This is a genomic window from Gemella haemolysans ATCC 10379, assembly GCF_000173915.1.
GTDB lineage: Bacteria > Bacillota > Bacilli > Staphylococcales > Gemellaceae > Gemella > Gemella haemolysans.
In genome coordinates, this window is sequence record NZ_ACDZ02000014.1 from 486,262 (window position 1) to 508,625 (window position 22,364).

18 protein-coding genes and 1 pseudogene are annotated in these 22,364 nt (G+C 28.6%); all 19 read left to right on the top strand.

Annotated elements, in window-relative coordinates:
• The first annotated feature begins 561 nt into the window (after positions 1-561).
• The 19 genes and pseudogenes from GEMHA0001_RS07890 to GEMHA0001_RS07975 all read left to right on the top strand — a co-directional run bounded on the left by GEMHA0001_RS07890 (position 562) and on the right by GEMHA0001_RS07975 (position 22,359).
• A complete protein-coding gene (locus GEMHA0001_RS07890) occupies positions 562-1,557 on the top strand; it encodes a hypothetical protein (protein ID WP_003145023.1) in 996 nt (331 codons plus the stop codon).
• Positions 1,558-1,823: 266 nt separating this feature from the next.
• A pseudogene (locus tag GEMHA0001_RS07895) lies at positions 1,824-2,949 on the top strand (acetate/propionate family kinase).
• A gap of 60 nt (positions 2,950-3,009) precedes the next feature.
• A complete protein-coding gene (locus GEMHA0001_RS07900; RefSeq protein WP_003145113.1) occupies positions 3,010-4,170 on the top strand; it encodes a CCA tRNA nucleotidyltransferase in 1,161 nt (386 codons plus the stop codon).
• A gap of 28 nt (positions 4,171-4,198) precedes the next feature.
• On the top strand, positions 4,199-6,049 hold the full coding sequence (locus GEMHA0001_RS07905) for an exonuclease domain-containing protein (RefSeq protein ID WP_003145440.1): 1,851 nt from the start codon (positions 4,199-4,201) through the stop codon (positions 6,047-6,049).
• Between the two features lie 127 nt (positions 6,050-6,176).
• Positions 6,177-7,463: an asparagine--tRNA ligase gene (asnS, locus tag GEMHA0001_RS07910; RefSeq protein WP_003145450.1), complete on the top strand. Its 1,287-nt coding sequence runs from the start codon at positions 6,177-6,179 to the stop codon at positions 7,461-7,463.
• A gap of 9 nt (positions 7,464-7,472) precedes the next feature.
• Positions 7,473-7,994 carry a DnaD domain protein gene (locus GEMHA0001_RS07915; RefSeq protein WP_003145360.1) on the top strand — a complete coding sequence of 174 codons (522 nt, stop codon included), beginning with the start codon at positions 7,473-7,475 and terminating at the stop codon, positions 7,992-7,994.
• On the top strand, positions 7,975-8,619 hold the full coding sequence (gene nth / locus GEMHA0001_RS07920) for an endonuclease III (RefSeq protein ID WP_003145271.1): 645 nt from the start codon (positions 7,975-7,977) through the stop codon (positions 8,617-8,619). Before GEMHA0001_RS07915 ends, nth begins: the two co-directional genes overlap by 20 nt.
• Before the next feature lie 13 nt (positions 8,620-8,632).
• The gene (lspA, locus tag GEMHA0001_RS07925) at positions 8,633-9,085 is read left to right on the top strand and encodes a signal peptidase II (protein ID WP_003144936.1); all 453 of its coding nucleotides are present in this window, start codon (positions 8,633-8,635) and stop codon (positions 9,083-9,085) included.
• A gap of 83 nt (positions 9,086-9,168) precedes the next feature.
• Positions 9,169-9,672: a methylated-DNA--[protein]-cysteine S-methyltransferase gene (locus GEMHA0001_RS07930; protein ID WP_003145687.1), complete on the top strand. Its 504-nt coding sequence runs from the start codon at positions 9,169-9,171 to the stop codon at positions 9,670-9,672.
• An 88-nt stretch (positions 9,673-9,760) separates the two neighbouring features.
• Positions 9,761-10,723, top strand: a complete 963-nt coding sequence (gene fmt, locus GEMHA0001_RS07935; protein ID WP_003144903.1) for a methionyl-tRNA formyltransferase — start codon at positions 9,761-9,763, stop codon at positions 10,721-10,723.
• Complete coding sequence (gene rsmB / locus GEMHA0001_RS07940) at positions 10,716-12,041, top strand: 16S rRNA (cytosine(967)-C(5))-methyltransferase RsmB (RefSeq protein ID WP_003145408.1); 1,326 nt, start codon at positions 10,716-10,718, stop codon at positions 12,039-12,041. Before fmt ends, rsmB begins: the two co-directional genes overlap by 8 nt.
• On the top strand, positions 12,035-13,168 hold the full coding sequence (gene rlmN / locus GEMHA0001_RS07945; protein WP_003145512.1) for a dual-specificity RNA methyltransferase RlmN: 1,134 nt from the start codon (positions 12,035-12,037) through the stop codon (positions 13,166-13,168). The genes rsmB and rlmN overlap by 7 nt, the downstream gene beginning before the upstream one ends.
• Positions 13,146-13,889, top strand: coding sequence for a protein phosphatase 2C domain-containing protein (locus tag GEMHA0001_RS07950; RefSeq protein ID WP_003144996.1), 744 nt, complete (start codon positions 13,146-13,148; stop codon positions 13,887-13,889). The genes rlmN and GEMHA0001_RS07950 overlap by 23 nt, the downstream gene beginning before the upstream one ends.
• Positions 13,882-15,783 (top strand): Stk1 family PASTA domain-containing Ser/Thr kinase, encoded by a 1,902-nt coding sequence (gene pknB, locus GEMHA0001_RS07955; protein WP_003145132.1) that lies wholly within the window; start codon positions 13,882-13,884, stop codon positions 15,781-15,783. Before GEMHA0001_RS07950 ends, pknB begins: the two co-directional genes overlap by 8 nt.
• Positions 15,784-15,868: 85 nt before the next feature.
• The gene (gene uvrC, locus GEMHA0001_RS07960; protein WP_003144871.1) at positions 15,869-17,617 is read left to right on the top strand and encodes an excinuclease ABC subunit UvrC; all 1,749 of its coding nucleotides are present in this window, start codon (positions 15,869-15,871) and stop codon (positions 17,615-17,617) included.
• Positions 17,618-17,749: 132 nt separating this feature from the next.
• A complete protein-coding gene (locus GEMHA0001_RS07965) occupies positions 17,750-18,664 on the top strand; it encodes a fumarylacetoacetate hydrolase family protein (protein ID WP_003144972.1) in 915 nt (304 codons plus the stop codon).
• Between the two features lie 16 nt (positions 18,665-18,680).
• Positions 18,681-19,820: a recombinase RecA gene (gene recA / locus GEMHA0001_RS07970; protein ID WP_003145575.1), complete on the top strand. Its 1,140-nt coding sequence runs from the start codon at positions 18,681-18,683 to the stop codon at positions 19,818-19,820.
• Positions 19,821-19,826: 6 nt separating this feature from the next.
• Positions 19,827-19,919, top strand: coding sequence for a DUF4044 domain-containing protein (locus GEMHA0001_RS09005; protein ID WP_126512607.1), 93 nt, complete (start codon positions 19,827-19,829; stop codon positions 19,917-19,919).
• A 256-nt stretch (positions 19,920-20,175) separates the two neighbouring features.
• Positions 20,176-22,359 carry an ATP-dependent helicase gene (locus GEMHA0001_RS07975; protein ID WP_003145685.1) on the top strand — a complete coding sequence of 728 codons (2,184 nt, stop codon included), beginning with the start codon at positions 20,176-20,178 and terminating at the stop codon, positions 22,357-22,359.
• The last annotated feature ends 5 nt before the right edge of the window (positions 22,360-22,364 follow it).

Genomic DNA, 22,364 nt, shown 5'->3' on the forward strand with positions numbered 1-22,364 from the left:
TAAAAAAATTATGATAATTATATGTTGTACTAATATTTTCTAATACGGTATAATGTAAATAAAGAAAATAAAGTAAATAATATACTGTTTCGTTAAAAAATTATATAAATAGTGCAAATTAATTTTAAAACTAAAATTTAAAAAATCTATTTAAAATAATAGCAACTATAACTAATACATTAATGTAATAAATACTACATTAAAAAATTATTGAAATAGGATAGTTAGAATAAACAGCTAATAAATAAACTATATACGATTACTGTCAAAGTGCAGTGGAAGGAGAGTATTAAAAGCATATAAAATATGTATTTTATACTAATAAGAAATTTATATAAGACTGATTATTAAATAGGAATAATTAAACTTTATTTTATTATTATGTATTTAGAGATTATCTAAAATATATTATACAATCTTTTCCTTAGGAGAATACTTTATTTAATACTACTGCAACTATTGTTTCTTATAGAAAAATAGGCGAACTTATGTTAATATTATTATGAGTTAAACAGTTCTTTTTAAAAAATAATTGTAATAAAAAAATATAGGAGATAGTTTATGGGAAAAAATAATAATCAAAGATATAATAACCAAAATTATGAATATGGAAACAATAACTATCAAAATCAGCAATATCAAGATATGGATTATACTGGTCAATATGATAATGTAGATTATGCTAATCAGTATGTACATAATTCAAATAATTATAATGATAGTTATTCAAGCCAGAATACAAATTATAATAATTTAGAAAACAATGATTATAATGGGTATAATAACAATAGTCAGTATAATCAAGAAAACTTTTCTCCGAATTTTAATTATGTAGAATATGATAAGCCTAAAAAGAAAACTGGTCTAATTTTTTTAATTAGCTTTTTAGTAATAGGTTTAATTTCGATTACTGCATACTTTGGATATACTAAATATGTACTAGACAAAAAATCAGTAGTTGATTTAAATCAATATGAGATAGATTTCAAACCTTATGGAACTGATGGAGATGGTACAGCTTCTGCAGATATTAAGAAAACACCGACAGTAGATACTGAAGATTCTACAGTTACTAAATTTCTACAAGAGCCAACAATTACTTATAGTAAGTCTAATAACTTAAAAAATGGCGAAAAAGTGGAGGTTACGATAAGTTTGAGTAAAACTTCGGCTGAAGCAAAAAAACTGTCATTAAAAGGTGAGTTTAAACGTTCTTATACAGTCAGAGGTTTAAATGAAAAAACAAAAGATAGTTCTAAAGATAGATCATCATCTACAAGTATTGTTCTAAGAGAGAATAGTTCTGTAAATACTAAAGAACTTACTGATTCTCAAGTTGGGGATTGGGCTAGAGCAATGTATATTAGAGATTACTCTAGAGGTTCAGCAAATTCTGATTTTTCATATGATGTATGGTTAGCTAGCGATCATTTAGCATATGTTAACTTGAAAAAAAATGGAACTACAGTAGGTAAATATAGAGTTAATTCAAGTGGTCAATTGGAACATTATGAAAATGGTGGTTGGAATGTAGTAAGTAGTACATTTACTTCATAATAATTATTGAAGTAAAATATTTTTGCATTAAAAGAAAAATAATATAAATAGAGAAAACTGATAACTAAAATATAGATAGCGTATTCTAGTTATCGGTTTTTTTGTAAATTTATTTATAAAAAAATTAAAATACCTCTTGTAATTAATTATATTTAATGAGATAATAATACATATAATGCAAATAGATTAAGAGGAGATTTATACTTATGACAAAGATTTTAGCTATTAACTCAGGAAGTTCATCTTTAAAATTTCAATTATTTGAAATGCCTGAAGAAAAAGTTATTACAAAAGGACTAGTTGAGAGAATCGGTATTGAAAACAGTGTATTCACTATCGAATTCAACGGTGAAAAAAAATAAAGAAACATTAGATATTCCTAACCACGACGTGGCTATTGAAATGCTACTTGAAAAATTAACAAAATTAGGTATTGTACAAGATGTTAAAGAAATTGAAGGAGTTGGTCACCGTGTTGTTCATGGTGGAGAATTCTATGATTCTTCAGTTTTAGTAACTGATGAAGAATTAGCTAAAGTTGATTCAATCGAAGATTTAGCACCTTTACACAACCCAGCGAATATTAAAGGTGTTCGTTCATTCCAAAAAGAATTACCAGGAGTTCCAAACGTATTAACATTTGATACAGCATTCCACCAAAGTATGCCTAAGTCGACATACATGTATGCTGTACCAAGAGAATTTTATGAAAAATATGGAGTTCGTAAATATGGTGCACACGGAACAAGCCACAGATACATTGGAGAAAAAGTTGCTGAAATTTTAGGAAAAGACCCTAAAGAACTAAAAACAATTTCTTGTCACATCGGTAACGGAGCTTCAATTTGCGCAATCAAAAATGGTAAATCATACGATACTTCTATGGGATTCACGCCACTATCAGGTTTAGTGATGGGTACAAGAACTGGTGATATCGATCCAGCTACTATCCCTTACATTGCTCAAAAAACTGGATTATCTCTTGAAGAAATCGTACGTATTTTCAACTTCGAATCAGGATTAAAAGGTGTATCTGCACTATCTTCTGACTTACGTGACGTTGAAGATGTAAGAGATACAAACCCTCACGCAGCTGAAGCTATTGATGTATACATCAACAGAATTAAAGAGTACGTTGGAGCATATGCAGCAGCTATGAATGGAGTAGATGCAATTGTCTTCACTGCTGGTGTTGGTGAGAATGCTACTTGGGTTCGTGAAGAAGTATTAGAAGGATTAACTTTCCTAGGTGTACAAATTGATAAAGAGAAAAACAATGTACGTGGTAAAGTTGCAGAAATCTCAACAGCAGATTCTAAAGTTAAAGCTTTTGTAATTCCTACTGATGAAGAAGTTATGATTGCTAGAGATACTTATAACTTATCTAAATAATAAATAAGATCACAAGGGCTGGGGTTTCTCTCCAGCCCTTTAATAATTTGAAAGGACACTATGGTAAGAAATAACTTCAATAATAAGTTTAAAGGAGCTATTGATATCTTAAAGATATTTAATCAAAATGGCTATGAGGCATATTTTGTTGGTGGTTGTGTAAGAGATTATTTGTTAGGTGAAGATTTTTCTGATATTGATATAACGACAAACGCCCTTCCTGACCAAGTAAAGAAGGTGTTTCGTAAGAGTATTGATACAGGAATTCAGCATGGAACAGTAACAATCTTAGTTAATGGTGATAGTTATGAAGTCACTACATTTAGAACTGAAGAGGACTACGCAAACCATCGTTCTCCTGAAAAGGTAGAGTTTGTAAGTAATTTACGAGAAGATCTTGATAGACGTGATTTTACAATTAATGCTATGGCGTTAGATTATAATGGGAAGTTATTCGACTATCATAACGGAGACAGCGATTTAAGTTCTAAAATTATTCGTACCGTAAATAATCCTAATGAGAGATTTTATGAGGATGCCTTAAGGATGTTAAGAGCGTTTCGTTTTTCATCTAAGTTAGGTTTTGAAATTGAGAATAATACATTAAATGCTATTAAGAAAAATGCAGAACTTATAAAATTTGTATCTATCGAGCGTATTGTAAATGAATTTAAAAAACTTTTAGCTGGTAAAGGTAATTTAAGGAGTTTAGAATTATTATTAGATAGTAAGCTTAATTTGTATATTCCATTCTTTAAAGAGGTTAATACGGTTCAAGATTTATCAAGTTATTCATTCTGTCAGAGTTTGTATATTTTATCGGATATTAACGATATTCTGTTTGAAAAATTAAAATTTTTGAAATTATCAAATAAGGAAATAAAATTAATAAAGCAGTTTGATTTAATAAATCAAGAATTTAAAAATACTACTCCAATAGAATTAATTTTATATAAGTATAATCGTGAAGATGTTAAATTTGTATGTGACTATTTTGGTTATGATGAAGAAAAAAATATTGATAAATGTATTTTAACTATTAATTCTTTTGATGATATAGATATTACATCTGAAGAAATTATAAATTATATTGAAAAAAAACCAGGACCATGGATTAAAACTGTAATTTCTATCATAGAAAAAGATATTTTACTTCACAGGTTAAATAATAATAAAATAGATATACTAGATTTTTTATCGAATTTAAGAGATAATATATAGATGATTTGAAAGAGAGGTGAGAGAATTTATGAATAAATTATTTTGTGTAGTCGATATAGAATTAACAGACGATAAAGAAATTATTCAATTTTCAGCAACAAAACTTGATGAAAATTTCAGAGAAATTTTGTCGATTAATTATTATATTCAACCGAAAAAACAAGTCTCTACATTTGTTACTGAGCTAACAGGAATTAGTAATGAAATGTTACACGATAAACCTTTTTTTGAAGATGTAGCTCATGAATTATATAATTATATTAAAGGAGATATACTTGTATGTCATGGCTTGCCGTCTGATTATGTAATATTGAAGAAGAGATTTCATGATGTAGGAATACTGTATAAAGCTAAATTATCATTGGATACTGTAGAATTATCTAGATTATTTTTACCTTCACAAACAAGTTATAGACTATCTGATTTATCAAATTCTCTTGGCCTTTATACAGGTGATCAATATCACAACGCTGCAATAGATGTGAAGGTTACTGTCAAACTATTAAAAGAGATTGCTAGAAAAATATCTAAGATAAATACAGATAATTATAAAAAAATAGAAAATCTTCTAGAGAAAATTGATTTGAGTATGTATAAATTTGCTAGATTTTGTAGAAATAGAGCTAAATCTGTAGAATTTAATTCTGATGAATTTATAAATTATCAAGGTGTTGATTTTAGAAAAGTAGTATATGATAATAGAAAAACTTGTGATAATGATAAGTTTATACTTTTTTCATCAATTGATGAGGACGACTATGTTAGTAAATTTAAAATAACAGATTTTGTAATTTTGAAGAAGAAAAGTTCTTATATTCCACTAAATGTTTTTTCTCTTTTCCCCAAAAAAGAAGATTTGAATTTGGATAAATTGTTAATCAAGTTGTATGTATGGATATTAGAGACAAAAACGGGTGATTTTTCTGAATTAAACCTGTTATATCTTGAGAAAATGTACATAGATAGTATAAAAAAAGGTCTAGCTATTAGCTCGAAAGCATATTATTTTGATGAAAAGAATAAAGCTGCTCAACTATGTAAAAATATTGTAACAAACTATAATTCTATTGAGTATTTAATAGAAAATGATACTTTTAAAAATTATACTTTTGTTTTTGAACATAAAAAAATACTCGGTCGAGAATTAGATTCAATCAACACAAAAGATTATTTTTATAAAAATTCCATTACGGAATTAAATGTAGCTGTATCTAGGAATTTAAAAAATAAAGACTTTAAAATTTTAAGAAACAATATTGACGGTTTGGTGAAATTTCTTCATGAAATGTATATTTCAGAGAGTTTGTTTTTATATAATGATAGTTTAAGTTTTATATTACAAGACGTTGATGCAATATTAGTTGACATGAAACAATATAAGGACGAATTACCAATATCATATAAATTCATGAAGAAATTAAGAAATGTATTAACGAATTCTAAAAATACCTATAAATTTCTGGTACTTGACCAAGAGAATAGTTTAAAACTTACAGTAGTAAATGATAAGAAGGTTAAATCATTAATTAATATAATCCATTCTAAAAAACATAAGTACTTGAATTTAAAATCTAAAGTAAAATATATATATAGTAATGGAGACGAGGAGTTACTAACAACTAAAAGTACTGAAACTATATTATATATTTTTGAAAGTAATAAATATAAAGATTTATACTTTAATAAACGTGAAAAAAAGAGTTATATAAAATTCTTTAATTTTTCAATTAAAGATAATTTTAATGAGTTATATAGTGAAGTAAAAAATAATAATCGTCTAGCTTGTAGATGTTACGCAACAAAGGATATACTTGAATACAGGTATTTCCTAAAAGATATTTTTGATTGTATAATTGTATTTCGTGATTTAGAACATTAAATTCTAAAAATTAAAAGTCATAATTAAAAAAATAGTAATTTTATGATATAATATAAATAGTTTTTATATAACTATGATAATTTAAATTTTGAACATAATATTAATTAAAATTAGGAGGGACTTCAAGTTGAATATTAATAATTTAAAAGAACAACTAGGTCAAAAAGTAACTCTTGGTGCATGGATTGCTAACAAGAGAAGTAGTGGTAAAATTGCATTTTTCCAACTTAGATATGGAGCTGGATTTATCCAAGCTATCGCATTAAAAGAATCTTTAGGTGAAGAAAGATACCAACAATTACGTCACTTGCCACAAGAAACTTCATTAAAAGTAACAGGATTAATTAAAGAAAATGAAAGAGAACTTTCTGGTATTGAATTAGAGATTGAAGACTTTGAAGTAATCTCGGAAGCAATTGATTATCCAATTACGCCAAAAGAGCATGGAGTAGAGTTCTTAGCGGATAACCGTCATATATGGATTCGTTCTAAGAAACAACATGCTATATTAACTATTAGAAACCAAGTTATTAAATCTACATATGATTTCTTTGAAAAAGAAGGATTCTTAAAAACAGATCCACCAATCTTAACTTCTTCTGCTCCAGAAGGAACTACAGAATTATTTAATACTAAATACTTTGATGAGGAAGCATATCTTTCTCAATCTGGACAACTATACTTAGAAGCAACAGCTATGGCATTTGGAAAAGTATTTTCATTCGGTCCTACTTTTAGAGCTGAAAAATCTAAAACACGTCGTCACTTAATCGAGTTCTGGATGATTGAAGCTGAGATGGCATTTTGTAATCATGATGAAAGTTTAGCATTACAAGAAGCTTATGTTAATCACTTACTGACAGATGTATTAGAAAAATGTCAAGAACAACTTAAAGTTCTTGGTCGTGATTTAGAAGCTCTAGAAAATGCTAGAGGAGAATTCCCACGTATTAAATATAAAGATGCTATCCAATTATTAAAAGATAATGGATTTGACGATATTGAATATGGTGATGACTTTGGATCACCTCACGAAACATTTATCGCTAACAGCTATAATAAACCAGTATTTATTACTCACTGGCCATTAGATATTAAACCATTCTATATGATTGAAGATCCTAATGAGCCTGGTGTAGTGCTTTGTGCAGACTTAATCGCTCCAGAAGGATACGGAGAAATCATCGGTGGTTCACAACGTATTGATGATTACGATAAATTATTAGAAAATATTAAGAAACATGATTTAAATCTTGAAGCCTATGGTTGGTACTTAGATTTACGTAAATATGGTTCTGTAGAACATGCTGGATTTGGATTAGGATTAGAGCGTACTGTAGCTTGGATTACAGGTAACGGACACGTTCGTGAAACTGCTCCATTCCCACGTTTATTAAACAGATTAACACCATAGGAGTTTGAAATGATCAATATCAATATAAAAGGTCTTTTAGTTGATGCTGATTTTTTAATGAATTATAAAACTCATAACTTATCTGGAGAGGAAGCTATGTTTCTTCTTCAGATAAGTTATTTGACAAATCAAGGGAAAATACCATTTTCAATAGATTTATTTAAGAATGAATCAAACAGATCAGAAAATGAAATTTTTTCTATGCTTGATAATTTAATTAATAAAGGAAGCATAGTTATATCACCAGAAAGTAAAATTAATTTCATAATATTTAACAATAAGGATGATTATTACACATTACGTGACTTATTGAAATTGGTTGAGAGAGTTACTGGAAGGATATTAACTTCTAAAGAGATTGATATAGTTACTTCTTGGTTTGAAAAACAATATACAAAACATCAAATCGATGAAGCATTAACTTTATCTAAAAATATTAGTTATGTTAATGGTATATTAAACAATAAAGTGAATAATGATTTGCAATCAGAAAGTGGAAGTAGTTTAGGTTATGACTGGTTTAACAAATAGACAAAAAAAGAATAAAGCAAAAAAAGTTATGGAGTACTTAGATAAAGTATTTCCTGATGTAGAGTGTGAACTTGATTTTTCTAATAACTTAGAGTTGGTTATTGCTGTTCTCTTATCGGCACAATGTAAAGATGAATACGTAAATAGAGCAACAGTAGGATTATTTGAAAATTATAAGACAATTGATGATTATGCTGATGCAAAGGTAGAGGATATAGAAAAGTATATTCGAACACTAGGGCTATATAAAGCAAAATCGAAAAATATAGTAGGTATGGCAAATATGTTAAGGGATGTTTATGATTATAAAATTCCACAGACTAGAGAAGAGTTAGAAAAACTACCTGGAGTAGGAAGAAAAACTGCTAATGTAGTTCTTTCAGTTGGATTTAATATCCCTGCTATTGCTGTTGATACACATGTTGAACGTGTAGCAAAAATGTTTGGATTAGCAGAATTAACTGATAGTCCGCTTCAAGTAGAAAAGAATCTTATGAGTGTTTTCCCTATGGAAAGTTGGGGGAAAATACATCATCAACTAATTCATTTAGGGCGTTATAAACTTCCAGCAAGAGGTGAGCGAACTATTGATCCAGAATTAGAAAAATTATTAGTATTGAAATAAGAGGAGACGGAATATGTTAATTATATTTATATTAGCGTGTTTTCTAATATTACTAGATCAACTTAGTAAAAATTTTATAGTAAATCATTTCTCATTAGGAGAAAGCAAGGAAGTTATAGTAAATTTCTTCAGTATTTCATCTCATAGGAATAGAGGAGCTGCATGGGGAATTTTACAAGATAGTCGTTTATTTTTCTTAGTTGTTACGGTTATCTTTATTGCTATTTTAACATACTATTTATTTAAGCAAAAAAATACTTTATCTAGCTTTGATAAGGGTACTTTTGCCTTAATATATGGTGGAGCAATTGGTAATTTTATTGACAGATTAACTAGACATGAGGTAGTTGATTTTCTTGATTTTAGAATATTCGGTTATGATTTTCCTATATTTAATTTAGCAGACTGTTTTATTTGTGTAGGAGTAATATTTTTACTATTTAAGATTTATAAGGAAGATAATTAATAATAGAGAGCGGACTTTTTAGGTCATGCTCTCTTTTTTTGTTATAATATTAGTATATTAGTAGAAATAGAAAGGAGCTTTAAATGTATTATTGTACTTATAAAAGCAAAATAGGGCTTTTATATTTAATTTCAGATGGTGAAAGTCTTATCGGATGTTATCTAGAAGGACAGAAGTATTTTCCTAATAATATTGATAACTATTATTTGAATGAAGAATTAAGTATATTGGCAAAATCTAAAGACTGGTTAGAAAAATATTTTAATGGTGAAAATCCAAGTATAGATGAGATCCCCTTAAATTATATTGGGACTGAATTTAGAAAAAAAGTATGGGAAGTACTTAAAGATATATCCTATGGAGAGCTAGTTACATATAAACATATAGCAGAAAAAATTGCTAAGGCTAAAGGTTTAGAAACCATGTCGGCTCAAGCAGTTGGTGGAGCAGTTGGGCATAATCCATTATTAATTTTTATCCCATGTCATAGAGTAATAGGGGTAGACGGAAGTTTAACAGGTTATGCTGCCGGTCTTGAAAATAAGAGATTTCTATTAAATCTAGAATCTGATAATAATCATTATTAATTAAAGAATGAAATACCGTACAACAATAGAAGAATATACGAAAATATGGTATAATTAATTAGATTAAATTCTTTTTTAGGAGAAATAAATGAACGATAAAAAAATAGTATTTATGGGAACTCCAAAGTTTGCTGTTCCTGTATTAGAAATGTTAATAGAAAATTACGGTGTGGATTTAGTTATTACTCAGCCTGATAAAAAAGTTGGTAGAAAGAAAGTACTAACACCACCTCCAATAAAAGTTGTAGCTTTAGAGAAAAATATTAAAGTACTACAACCCGAAAAAATATCAACAGATGAAGAGACTTATAATACATTAAAAGAGTTGAATCCGGATATTATTATTACCGCAGCATATGGTCAACTAGTACCAGAAAAAATATTAGAGATTCCAGAGCATAAATGTATTAATGTTCATGGCTCATTACTACCAAAATTACGTGGTGGAGCACCTATCCAGTATTCAATTCTTGAAGATCACGGGAAAACTGGGATAACAATTATGTATATGGTTAAAAAACTGGATGCTGGAGATATGATTTCAAAAGTAGAGGTTGATATTCTAGATAGTGATAACTACGAAACTCTACATGATAAACTGTCAATCGCAGGGCGTGATCTATTAAATGAAACTCTTCCAAAAATATTTAGTGGAGATATTAGCCCAGAAAAACAAGATGACGAAGAAGCAACATTTGCTCGCAATATCTTAAGAGAAGATGAGAAGATTGACTGGAATACATCAGCTAGAGATGTATTTAACAAAGTTCGTGCATTAGATCCAACTCCTGGAGCATTTACTTATTTAGAAGGTAATGTGCTAAAAATTTGGTCAACTGAAGAAGTTAAACAAGACTTTGAATCTAATTTTGACAAAGTTGGAACTATTATTAAACAAGATAAGAAAAGTATCTATATTCTATGTGGTAAAAATACAGTGTTAAAAGTCAATGAACTTCAAGTTTCAGGTAAAAAACGTATGCCAGTAGTTAATTTCTTATCAAATAAAAAAGACTATGTGGGTACTGTATTAGGTGAAGAAAATGAGTAATATTAATGCTCGACATATTGCTTACGAGGTTTTATATACAATTATCCAAGAAGATGGCTATAGTAATATTACTTTAAATAAATATTTTAATCAGTATAAGGTTGAAGAACAAGATAAGAGATTTATTAGTGAAGTAGTATATGGTTCAATAAAAAATAAATTGTATTTAGAACACATTCTCAAATCTTATTCTAAAGGTAGAGTAAAACCTAAAGTTAAAGTTATTTTATTAATGAGTATTTATCAATTGCTTTATATGGATAAGACACCAAATTTTGCAGTTATTGATGAAGCTGTAAAATTAGGTAAAAAAATTGCAGGAAATATCACAGGAAAATTTGTAAATGGTATTTTAAGAAATATTGAGCGAAATGCTAGCAATTTAGATCTTAAATATAAAAATGCTACTGAAAAGTTCTGTATAGAAAATAGTTGCCCTAGTGAATTATATAATATACTTAAAATACAATATGGAGTTGAAAAAGCTCAGAAAATAGTTATATCTTTTAATGAAAAGAGCAAAAATAGTATTAGATATAATCCATTAAAAATTACTAAAAAAGATTTAATAGAAAAATTAGGGTCTGCTGTTAGTGAGAGTGAAATCTGTGAAGACAGCCTAGTTTTAAATAAATTAAACTTAGATAGTAGTTTATTTACAAAAGGATACTATATTGTCCAAGATGAGGCTAGTGCTCTAGTTGCATCGTCAATAGGCTTGCCAATAGATAAAAAATATAAAATATTAGATACTTGTGCTGCTCCGGGTGGTAAAAGTTTGCATATAGCTAGTAAGTATTTTAATTCTAGTTTAATTTCATGTGATAAATATATACATAAGCTAAAATTAATTGAAGATAATAAAGAGAAGCTTGGAATTACCAATATTGAGGTTAAAGAACAAGATGCTACTCTAAACAATACTTCATTTAATAATAAGTTTGACATAGTAATCTGTGATGTGCCATGTTCAGGAATAGGGGTTATAAAAAATAAACCTGAAATTAAATATAAAATCACAAATTCGTATGTTGAAGATATTGCTAAACTTCAATATGATGTTTTAGACAATAGCAAACACTATGTAAAACAAGAAGGAATTTTAATGTATTCAACTTGTACGATTGATAAGAGAGAAAATATAAAAAATATAGAGAAGTTTTTAAAAGAGAACAAAGATTTTAGTTTAGAGAGTATTTCTCTAAAAAATAGTATTGTAAAAACGAGAGAAAATGGTGTATTAGAAATACTACCTGATGAATATAGTTGCGATGGATTTTTTATCGCAAAACTAAAAAAAATGGAGGAAAAATGTTAATTTCAGATTTTAAAGGCTATAAAAAGTCTAGATGGTTAAAAGATTTCGATAAAATGTCTATATATTCTATAAGACTTGATCAATTAGAAGAATATATTGTAAGTATCGGTGAGAAAAAATTTAGAGCGAAACAAATCTTTGATTGGTTATATAAAAAGAGAATTACAGATTTTTCAGAAATGAAAAATGTACCTAAGTCTCTGCAAGAAAAACTTGCTGAAGAATTCGAGATAACAACTCTAAAAACAATTATTAAGCAAGAATCTGCTGATGGAACAATGAAATTCCTATTTGAGCTACAAGATAAGTATACTATTGAGAGTGTTCTTATGAAAAATAAATACGGAAACTCATTATGTGTAACAACACAAGTAGGTTGTCGAATTGGATGTACGTTCTGTGCTTCTACACTTGGTGGTTTAAAACGAAACTTAGAAGCGGGAGAAATAGTATCACAAGTACTAAAAGTTCAACAAGAATTAGATAAAAAAGGTGAACGTATTTCAAGTATTGTAATTATGGGTATTGGTGAACCGTTTGAAAACTACGATGAAATGATGGACTTCATTAGAATTGTAAATAGCGATGAGAGTTTTAATATTGGTGCTCGTCATATTACTGTTTCAACTTCTGGTATTGTGCCGAAAATTTATGATTTTGCGAATGAAAAAGTTCAAATTAATTTTGCGGTATCATTACACGCACCTACTAATGAATTACGTAGTAAAATCATGCCTGTAAACAGAGCCTATAATATTGATAAGCTTATGGAAGCATTGAAATATTACCAAGAAACTACGAATCGTCGTATTACATTCGAATATGGTTTAATGGGTAAAGTAAATGACCAAAAAGAACATGCAGAGAAATTATCGGAAATTATAAAAGGCTTAAACTGCCACGTTAACTTAATTCCGATTAACTATGTACCTGAACGTAACTATGTTAGAACTAGTAAGAGTGATATTTTCGCTTTTGAAAAAGTTCTTAAGAAAAATAAAGTTAATGTAACAATTAGAAGAACACAAGGTGACGATATTGATGCTGCTTGTGGTCAACTTCGTGCTAAAGAACGTAAGGAAGAGGTAAAAGGAGGAATTCCAGATGCCACTAGTATATTCGTATAATAGTAATAAGGGGAGAAAAGAAAAAAATGATGATGCCGTTAGTGTATCAAAAAATAAACAAGGTGCTGTAATTGGCATTGTTTGTGATGGTGTTGGTAGTCACAGTAATGCAGCGTATTCTAGTAACTATATAGTATCAACATTAGAAAAAGAATGGCAAGATTTAACATTTGCTAATTTTAACAATATGAAAAATTGGTTATATGATAGAATTGAAAAACTAAATACAGAATTATATACTAAGTCTAAAGATAATCAAAAAAAGATGGGGACAACAATAGTTACTGTTGCTATCTTTGACAATCAAGTTGTTGTATATAATATTGGGGATAGCAGTGCATATGCTCTTACAAAAGATAATGTAATGACTGTTGTTACAGTTGAAGATTCATTTGTTGGAGCATTAATTTCAGCAGGAGCAATTACTGAAGAAGAAGCTAAAAGTCATCCAGAAAAACATGTGTTAACACAAGCGTTGGCTACTAGAGATAATATTAATTTACACACTTTTATTGATGATCTAAATAATTATGATTATTTTCTATTATGTTCTGATGGATTAACTAATATGATAGAAAAAGAAGAAATCCAAAATATAGTAAGAAATGATGAATTATCAATTGCTGTTAATAAACTAATTGATAAATGTGTTGAACGTGGGGGAGTAGACAATATATCAGTAGCTATAATAAAAAATCTAGGGGGGGAAAACCATGATTAATAAAATTATATGCAATAGATATAAGATTCTGGATCACTTAGGAACTGGAGGAATGGCTACAGTTTGGCTTGGATATGATACGATTTTAGATAGACAAGTAGCTATAAAAACATTTAAAATAGATGCAAATGATGAAGATGCTGTTAAAAGATTTAATAGAGAAGCTAAAGCTGTAACGAGCTTATCTCATCCTAATATTGTTTCTATATATGACGTAGAAAATGAGGGAGAATTTTATTATCTTATTTTGGAATATGTTGAAGGTATGACCTTAAAAGATTATATGATTAAAAATCCACGTATTCCGATTGAAACAATAGTTCATATTGCTAAACAAATTGCTGCAGGACTTAGTCATGCACATCAAAATGGGATTATACATAGAGATATAAAACCTCAAAATATTCTTATGAATGAAAATCTTACTTGTAAAATAACTGATTTTGGAATTGCAAGAGCATATGGCGATACTACTCTTACTCAAACAAACCAAATGTTAGGAACAGTTTACTATTTATCTCCTGAACAAGCACGTGGTAATGTTGCAACAGCTCAGAGTGATATTTATTCATTAGGAATTTTAATTTTTGAAATGATTACTGGACAAATTCCATTCAAAGGTGAATCAGCAGTAGCAATTGCGTTAAAACATCTACAGGAAGAGCTTCCGGATATAGATAAATACAGAGAAAATGTTCCTCAAAGTGTAAAAAATATAGTTTTACAAGCAACTATGAAGAATCCTAATGAAAGATATATTAGCTCTAAAGAGTTATTCGAGGATTTAAGTACGGTTCTTAATCCAGAGCGTTTATATGAAAATAAATACACAGGTTTTAAAATACCTGCTGAACCAGCAAAAAATTATAATCAAACTCAGTATCTTGATAATAATAGTAATGTCAATCAATACGGGTATAATGATTATAACAATGAAGATGATTATTATGATTATGAAGAAGATAATAGACAAAATAATAGACGTTACCATCAAGTCAATAATCAAAAAAATAATTATAATAATGTAAGTAATCGTGATGAAAAGGAAGAAACATCTAAAGCAAAGCATATTTTTCTTGCATTACTAGCTATTGTTACTATTGTAGTAGGTACATTTTTCATTTATAATTACGTTATTGGTTCTAATAGTGTTTCTGCTCCTGATGTTCGAAATAAAACTTTAGAAGAAGCTAAAGTTACTATTGTTAAAGCAGGACTTGAGGTTGGAGATATTACTGAAGTGGCTAGCGATGATGTAAAAGAAAATATAGTAATTGACAGTGATCCAAAAGCTGGTAAAAAGATTAAAAAAGGTTCTAAAGTTGATTTAAGAGTCTCTTCAGGTAAAAATACAGTAGATATGCCATATTTTGTAGGTATGGATGAAGAAACTGTTAAGAAAAATGCTTCTAAATTAGGTTTTAAAAATATAACAGTAGAAAAAGTAGAAAGTAATTCTTATGAATCTGGAAAAGTTGTATCTCAAAACATTAGAGCAGGTATGGAAATAATACCTGAAGAAAAAGAATTAATAATACAGGTTTCTACAGGTAAAAAGAAGGTTAGTATGCCTAATCTAGTTGGAGAAAACAGTACAACTGTAGAAAGTACGATTGCATCATACGGATTTAGGAATGTTACTTATAGAGAAGAATACTCTGACAAAGAAGTTGGAACTGTTATCTCACAAAGTATTAAAACTGGATCAAATATAGTACCAAGTGATGAATCTTTAGAGATAGTAATTTCTAAAGGAAAAGAGAGAAACTCTTTTCGTGAAGAATCAAGCGATGATTCGAGTGTGAATTCTAGATCGAATGATGATAAAACTACTAGAAATAATACAACAAAAAATAGTTCTACTAGTAACAATAGAAATAACAACAGTAACTAATTAGTGAATATAAAAGCACAGGGGAGATATTTATTTCATCTGTGCTTTTTCGCAAAAGTTATAAATTTATTATATGGTGATTAATATGAATTTAACATTACAAAAAAAACTAGAATTACTTCCAGATAATCCCGGATGTTATTTATATAAAGATAATATTGGTGAGATTATTTATGTAGGTAAAGCAAAAAATCTTAAAAATAGAGTAAAAAGTTATTTTACAGGTACTCATAATAAAAAAACTCAGACTTTAGTATCCAAAATAGAAGATCTCGAATATATAATAGTTAACTCTGAAAAAGAGGCATTATTATTAGAAAATAATTTAATAAAAAAATATCGCCCATATTTTAATATCCGTTTAAAAGATGATAAAAGCTATCCATACTTAATGATAACTAAAGAAGAACATCCTAGATTACTAATGACTAGAAAATATAAGAAGAATAATAAAAATATATATTTTGGACCGTATGTTGATATAAAATCAGCTACAGAAGTTAAGAAAATACTAGATAAAATATATCCATTACGAAAATGTAATCCAGTCGAGAAAAGACCTTGTATGTATTATCAAATTGGTGAGTGTATAGGTCCTTGTGCTAAAAAAATTACTGCAGATGATTATAAGTCTCAAATTTCTAAAATTAAATCGTTCTTAACTGGAAATACAAAAGAAATTTTAACTGATTTGCAAAGTAAATTGCAAGAACACATTAAAAATTTAGAGTTTGAAGCAGCTGGACAAATTCATAATTATATTAAATCAATAGAAGTTTCGGTTCAAAATCAAGTTGTTGCAGATAGTACTAATGTAGATAGAGATTATATTGGCTTTACTTTTAATAATGATTATATATGTATCCAAATATTTTTATCTAGATTAGGAAATATTATAGAACGTAAGGTAGAATACTTTAATTTATATGATACACCTGAAGAGATTTTATATTCTTATTTATTACAATATTACGCTCTAAACAAACTTCCGAAAGAAATATATATTGATGAAGTTGATGATAATCTACTTTCTGATGTAGTAGATTGTAAAGTTATAATTCCAAAAAGAGGTAATCATAGAAAAATACTCGATACAGTTAAAGAAAATGCAACTTATTACTTAAACAATAATCTTGCTATTGAAGAACTTAAGGAAAGAAAATTACAAGTTACACTTAATAATATTGCTGAAAAGTTAGGTGTAAATTCTATCAATAGCATTGATGCTTTTGACAACTCTAATATAATGGGAGTAGATGCAGTTTCTGTAAAAGTAAATTTCACCAATGGGAAAAAGAATACTTACAATTATAGAAAATTCAAAATTGATGAATCTATGGGAATTAATGATGTTCAAACAATGAAAGAAGTACTTTATAGGAATTATAAAGATAGGAAGACTAATACGGAATTATTAATAGTGGATGGTGGAAAAAATCATCTTAATGTAGCCATTGATGTTGTTCATAATACTCTTGATTTAAAACAAATTAAGATTATTGGATTAGCAAAAAATGATAAACATATTACTGAGTACATTATAACTGATGATTATGAGATTATAGAATTTCCTAAGACATCAGCAGAATATTTATTCTTAAAACAAATACAAGATGAAGTTCACAGATTCGCTATAACTTATCATAGGGCGACAAAGAATAAAAATATGTATAAATCTAGCCTTGATGATATACAAGGAATTGGAAAAGTTAGAAAGAATTTATTACTTAAATCATTTTCTTCATTAGAAGAAATTAAGAATGCACCAGATGAGAAACTCTTAAAACTAGGCATTCCTAAAGATGTAATAAAAAATTTAAAGAAAAGATTATAATTAATTAAGTTATCCATATTTTAATCAGATAAAATATACGGATAACTTAATTTTTTTGAATTATTCTATAGTAATATTCTTAAAAGTATGGTATAATAACGTAAAGAAATTATAAATGTCGAGGAGGCAACTATGAAATTTTTATCATTCAGTTATAACGATAATGAATTATATGGAGTAAAAGTAAAACGTGAAGAAAGTGCATGGGACTTAATTAAAGTACTTGAAGATTTTGATAATAATGAAACTATTCCTCAATCGTTAAGAGAAGCAATTGAAATATATGGTGTTTCATTTATAGAAAAAGTTAGAAGAGTGCTAAAATTAGTTGAAGAAAGTAGTAATGCTAATAACTATAAAGTACCATTTGATAAAATAATTTGGCGTTCGCCAATTACAAGAACACCAAAAAACATTCTTTGTGTTGGGCATAACTATGAAGCTCATGTTAATGAACTTGGTGATGAGTTGGCAAAAACTCCTAAAGATGTTCTTATCTTTACGAAAGCTACAACAGCTTTAGCTGGAAATAATGAAGTAGTGCCATCTCATAAAGATATTACAGATAGTTTAGATTTTGGAGGAGAACTAGCTGTAGTAATAGCAAAACCAGGGAAAAACATACTAAAACCTCTAGTTTTAGATTATATTTTCGGATACACAATTATGAATGATATAACAGCTACAGACTTACAATACAAACATGGACAATTTTTCTTAGGAAAATCATTAGAAAAATCAGCACCAGTTGGACCTTACCTTGTTACTAAAGATGAAGTTAGTTCACCTGAATCTATGAGTATTGTTACGAAAGTAAATGGAGAAATTAAACAAAATGCTATGACATCTGAGATGCTATTTAGAATTGATGATGTTCTTGCTGAAATTAGTAAAGTAGTTCCTTTAGAAGCTGGGGATATTATTGCTACTGGAACACCTGCAGGAGTAGGTTCTGCTCAAAATCCACCAAAATTTTTAAAACCTGGGGATGAAATAAAAATTACAGTTGAAGGAATTGGTACATTAACTACTGTTATTGGAGACTAAAAAGAAAGGAAAAACAATGGCAAAGAAATCAAAAGACAAACAAGTTACACATATTGAAAAAGACGATTTAAAAGCACGTCAAGCCGCGATTAATGAAGCTATTAAAGTTATAGAAAAAGAATACGGTAAGGGTGCTATTATGGATATTTCATCAGAAAATCCAATTAAAGTAGAGGCAGTATCTTCAGGATCATTAGCAATTGATTCAGCACTAGGAATAGGCGGATATCCAAAAGGACGTATTGTTGAAGTATATGGTCCAGAGTCATCAGGTAAAACAACAATTGCACTTCATGCAATTGCAGAGGTACAAAAAACAGGAGGAATTGCAGCATTCATAGATGCAGAAAATGCCTTAGACATTGAATATGCTAAAGCATTGGGGGTTGACTTTACTCCTGGTAAATTCTTCTTATCACAACCTGACAGTGGTGAACAAGCACTTGATATCGCTGAAAAACTTATTTTATCTGGTGCAATTGATATTATTGTAATTGACTCAGTAGCTGCATTAGTACCAAAAGCTGAAATTGATGGAGTAATGGGAGCTAACCATATTGGTTTACAGGCTAGACTTATGTCACAAGCTCTTCGTAAATTAACTGGTCAAATAAATAAAGCTAATACTATTGCACTATTTATTAACCAACTTCGTGAAAAAGTTGGAGTTATGTTTGGTAGTCCTGAAGTTACAACAGGTGGACGTGCATTAAAATTCTACTCAACTGTACGTATCGATGTACGTAAAGGGGAAGCAATTAAAGGTGCTGATAGTGAAATTTTAGGTAATAGAACTAAGATAAAAATTGTAAAAAACAAAGTAGCTCCACCATTCAAAGTTGCTGAAGTGGATATTATGTTCGGTGAAGGAATCTCAAAAATCGGAGAAACTCTTGATTTTGCAGTTGACTTAGATATTATTAACAAATCTGGATCATGGTTCTCATATAATGGAGAACGATTAGGTCAAGGACGTGAAAATGTTAAAAAAGTATTCGAAGAAAATGAAGAACTATATAATGAAATTTACGGCCTAGTAAGGGATGAAATTATGAGTAAAACTGGGAAAAAGAATAACTCAGTAGATGAAGAAGAATCAAATGATAATATTGATGAACTTGATTTAGGGATAGAAACTTTAGGTGAGGTTGAATAGTAATATATGAATAAAAAATTATTTAAAATTGTATTATGGTTAATGATTTTTATTATATTAGCTAGTGGATTTATTTCAGCTATAGCAATATTCTTATAATCTAGATACATAGTAAATAAAAATAAAAGGGGATGCCCCAAAGTCATAAATTTTAAAAAAAGTTTATATGAGAACTCATAGACGCAGTGGTTTATTGATATCTAAACACGCTTTGTAAAAGTTTTTTAGATATCAATAAACTTTGCGGGGGTGACTCGACAAAATCGTTTTCTCTGAAATCACGATTTTTCAGTCACTCCCTTTTATTTTGAAAATATGATAAAATATTATTAGAGAATGAATAGGAGAAATAATAGTGAATTTAGTACAAAATATGAATGATAATCAGCTAAAAGCTATATTAAAAACAGAAGGTGCCGTAATGGTTATAGCTGGAGCAGGTAGTGGTAAAACTCGTGTTTTAACAAATAGAATAGCTTATTTAATTTCTGAGAAAAATATATTAGAAAATAATATCTTAGCTATTACCTTTACCAATAAAGCTGCTAAGGAAATGAAAGAAAGAATATATGCTCTAGTTGGTGAAACTTCAAAATATATTTGGATAAACACATTCCACTCTATGTGTGTAAGAATTTTACGTCAACACATAGAACTTTTAGGATATAACAAAAACTTTACAATACTTGATACAAGTGAGCAAAAAAGTATTATAAAAAATATTGTTAGGTCTTTAGACTTATCAGAAGATGCATATCAACCAGCTAACGTATTAAAAATTATTTCAAATGCAAAGAATAGTTTAGTTTCTGTAAAAAAAATGAGAGAACAATCTCGTTTTGGGTTCATGAAAAACGTAGCAGAAATTTATGCACACTACCAAAGTTATTTAAAGAAAAATAGTGTTTTAGACTTTGACGACTTAATGCTAAAAACTATTGTATTATTTAAAAAATTCCCCGAAGTTTTAGCGATTTATCAAAATCAATTCCAATATATTCATGTTGATGAGTATCAAGATACTAACGTTATTCAATATAGATTAATTAAGATGTTATCTGCTGTTCATAAAAATGTGTGTGTGGTTGGTGATGATGATCAAAGTATTTATAGCTGGCGTGGTGCATGTAGTGATAACATAATAAATTTCGAAAAAGATTTTGACGATGTTGAACTAGTGTTCCTTGACCAGAACTACCGTTCTAATTCAACAATTCTTGATGCTGCTAATGCGGTAATTAAAAATAATACTGATAGAAAAGAAAAAGAGTTGTGGTCTGAAAATAAAGGTGGAGGCAAAATATCTGTTTACGCTGCTTCTAATGATAAAGATGAAACAGATGATATTGCTAAAAAAATACTTGAATTGAAAAAAGAAGGTATTGATTATAAAGATATTGCAATTTTATATCGAGCTAACTACCTGTCACGTCAAATGGAGAATTCATGTTTATCTTTCGGAATACCATATAAGTTAATTGGTTCTCTAAAATTCTTACAACGTCAAGAGGTACGTGATTTACTTGCTTATTTAAACGTTATTGTTAATAGAGCTGACGAGTTTAGTTTAAGAAGAATTATTAATGTACCAAAAAGAGGTGTTGGTGCTAGTTCAATGGATAAAATTGACAAGTATGCAGAGCAATACGGTATTTCTTTATTCGAAGCTTTAAAGAATATCGAAGCAATAGGAGTCTCTAAAAAAATAGTAACTAACATCAAATTACTAACTAATCTAATTGAAAAATATTCAGAAGTAGAAAGGTACGCAATAGATGAGTTAATTATTGGAATTTATAAAGATTCAGGTTATGAGACTATGTTAAAAGAATCTAATGATCCTTATGCAGAAAGTAGAATTGAGAATATTTCTGAGTTAGTATCTTCTGCTAAACAATTCTCTAGTATGAATGATAGCCTGATTGACTTTATTTCGGAAATGTCATTAACTTCTGATTCTGATGATGAAAACCAAGAAGATGCAGTGGTACTTTCGACAGTTCATGCTTCAAAAGGATTAGAGTATAAAGTAGTCTTTATAATGGGGTTAGAGGAGAATTTATTCCCATCTATCAGAGATGCTGAGAGTAGCGCTGATGAGAAAAATAAGATGGAAGAAGAGCGTCGATTAGCCTATGTTGCTATTACTCGTGCAAAAGAAAGATTATTTATGTCTTATGCAAATAGACGAATGCAATTTGGTTCTATTAAAATGAATAAACGTTCTAGATTCTTAGATGAAGTTCCTAACAAACTAATGCATTTTGAATCTTCATTTGGAGGAAGTTTTGAAAGTACTGATTCAAATATAGAGCAAGCTAATAAATTTATTAGCAAACTTAGTCCAAAAATTAAAATTTCAGAGAAACCTAAGTCTTCAGTTAGTACAAATTATAGTGTAGGTGACACTGTACTTCATAAGAAATTTGGAGATGGTAAAGTCTTAAACATATCTAAGGATAGTGTAAAAGTTGAATTCAGTGAGGTTGGTGTAAAAACTTTATTAATTGAGTATGCTAATCTGACTAGAAAGGATTAATATAT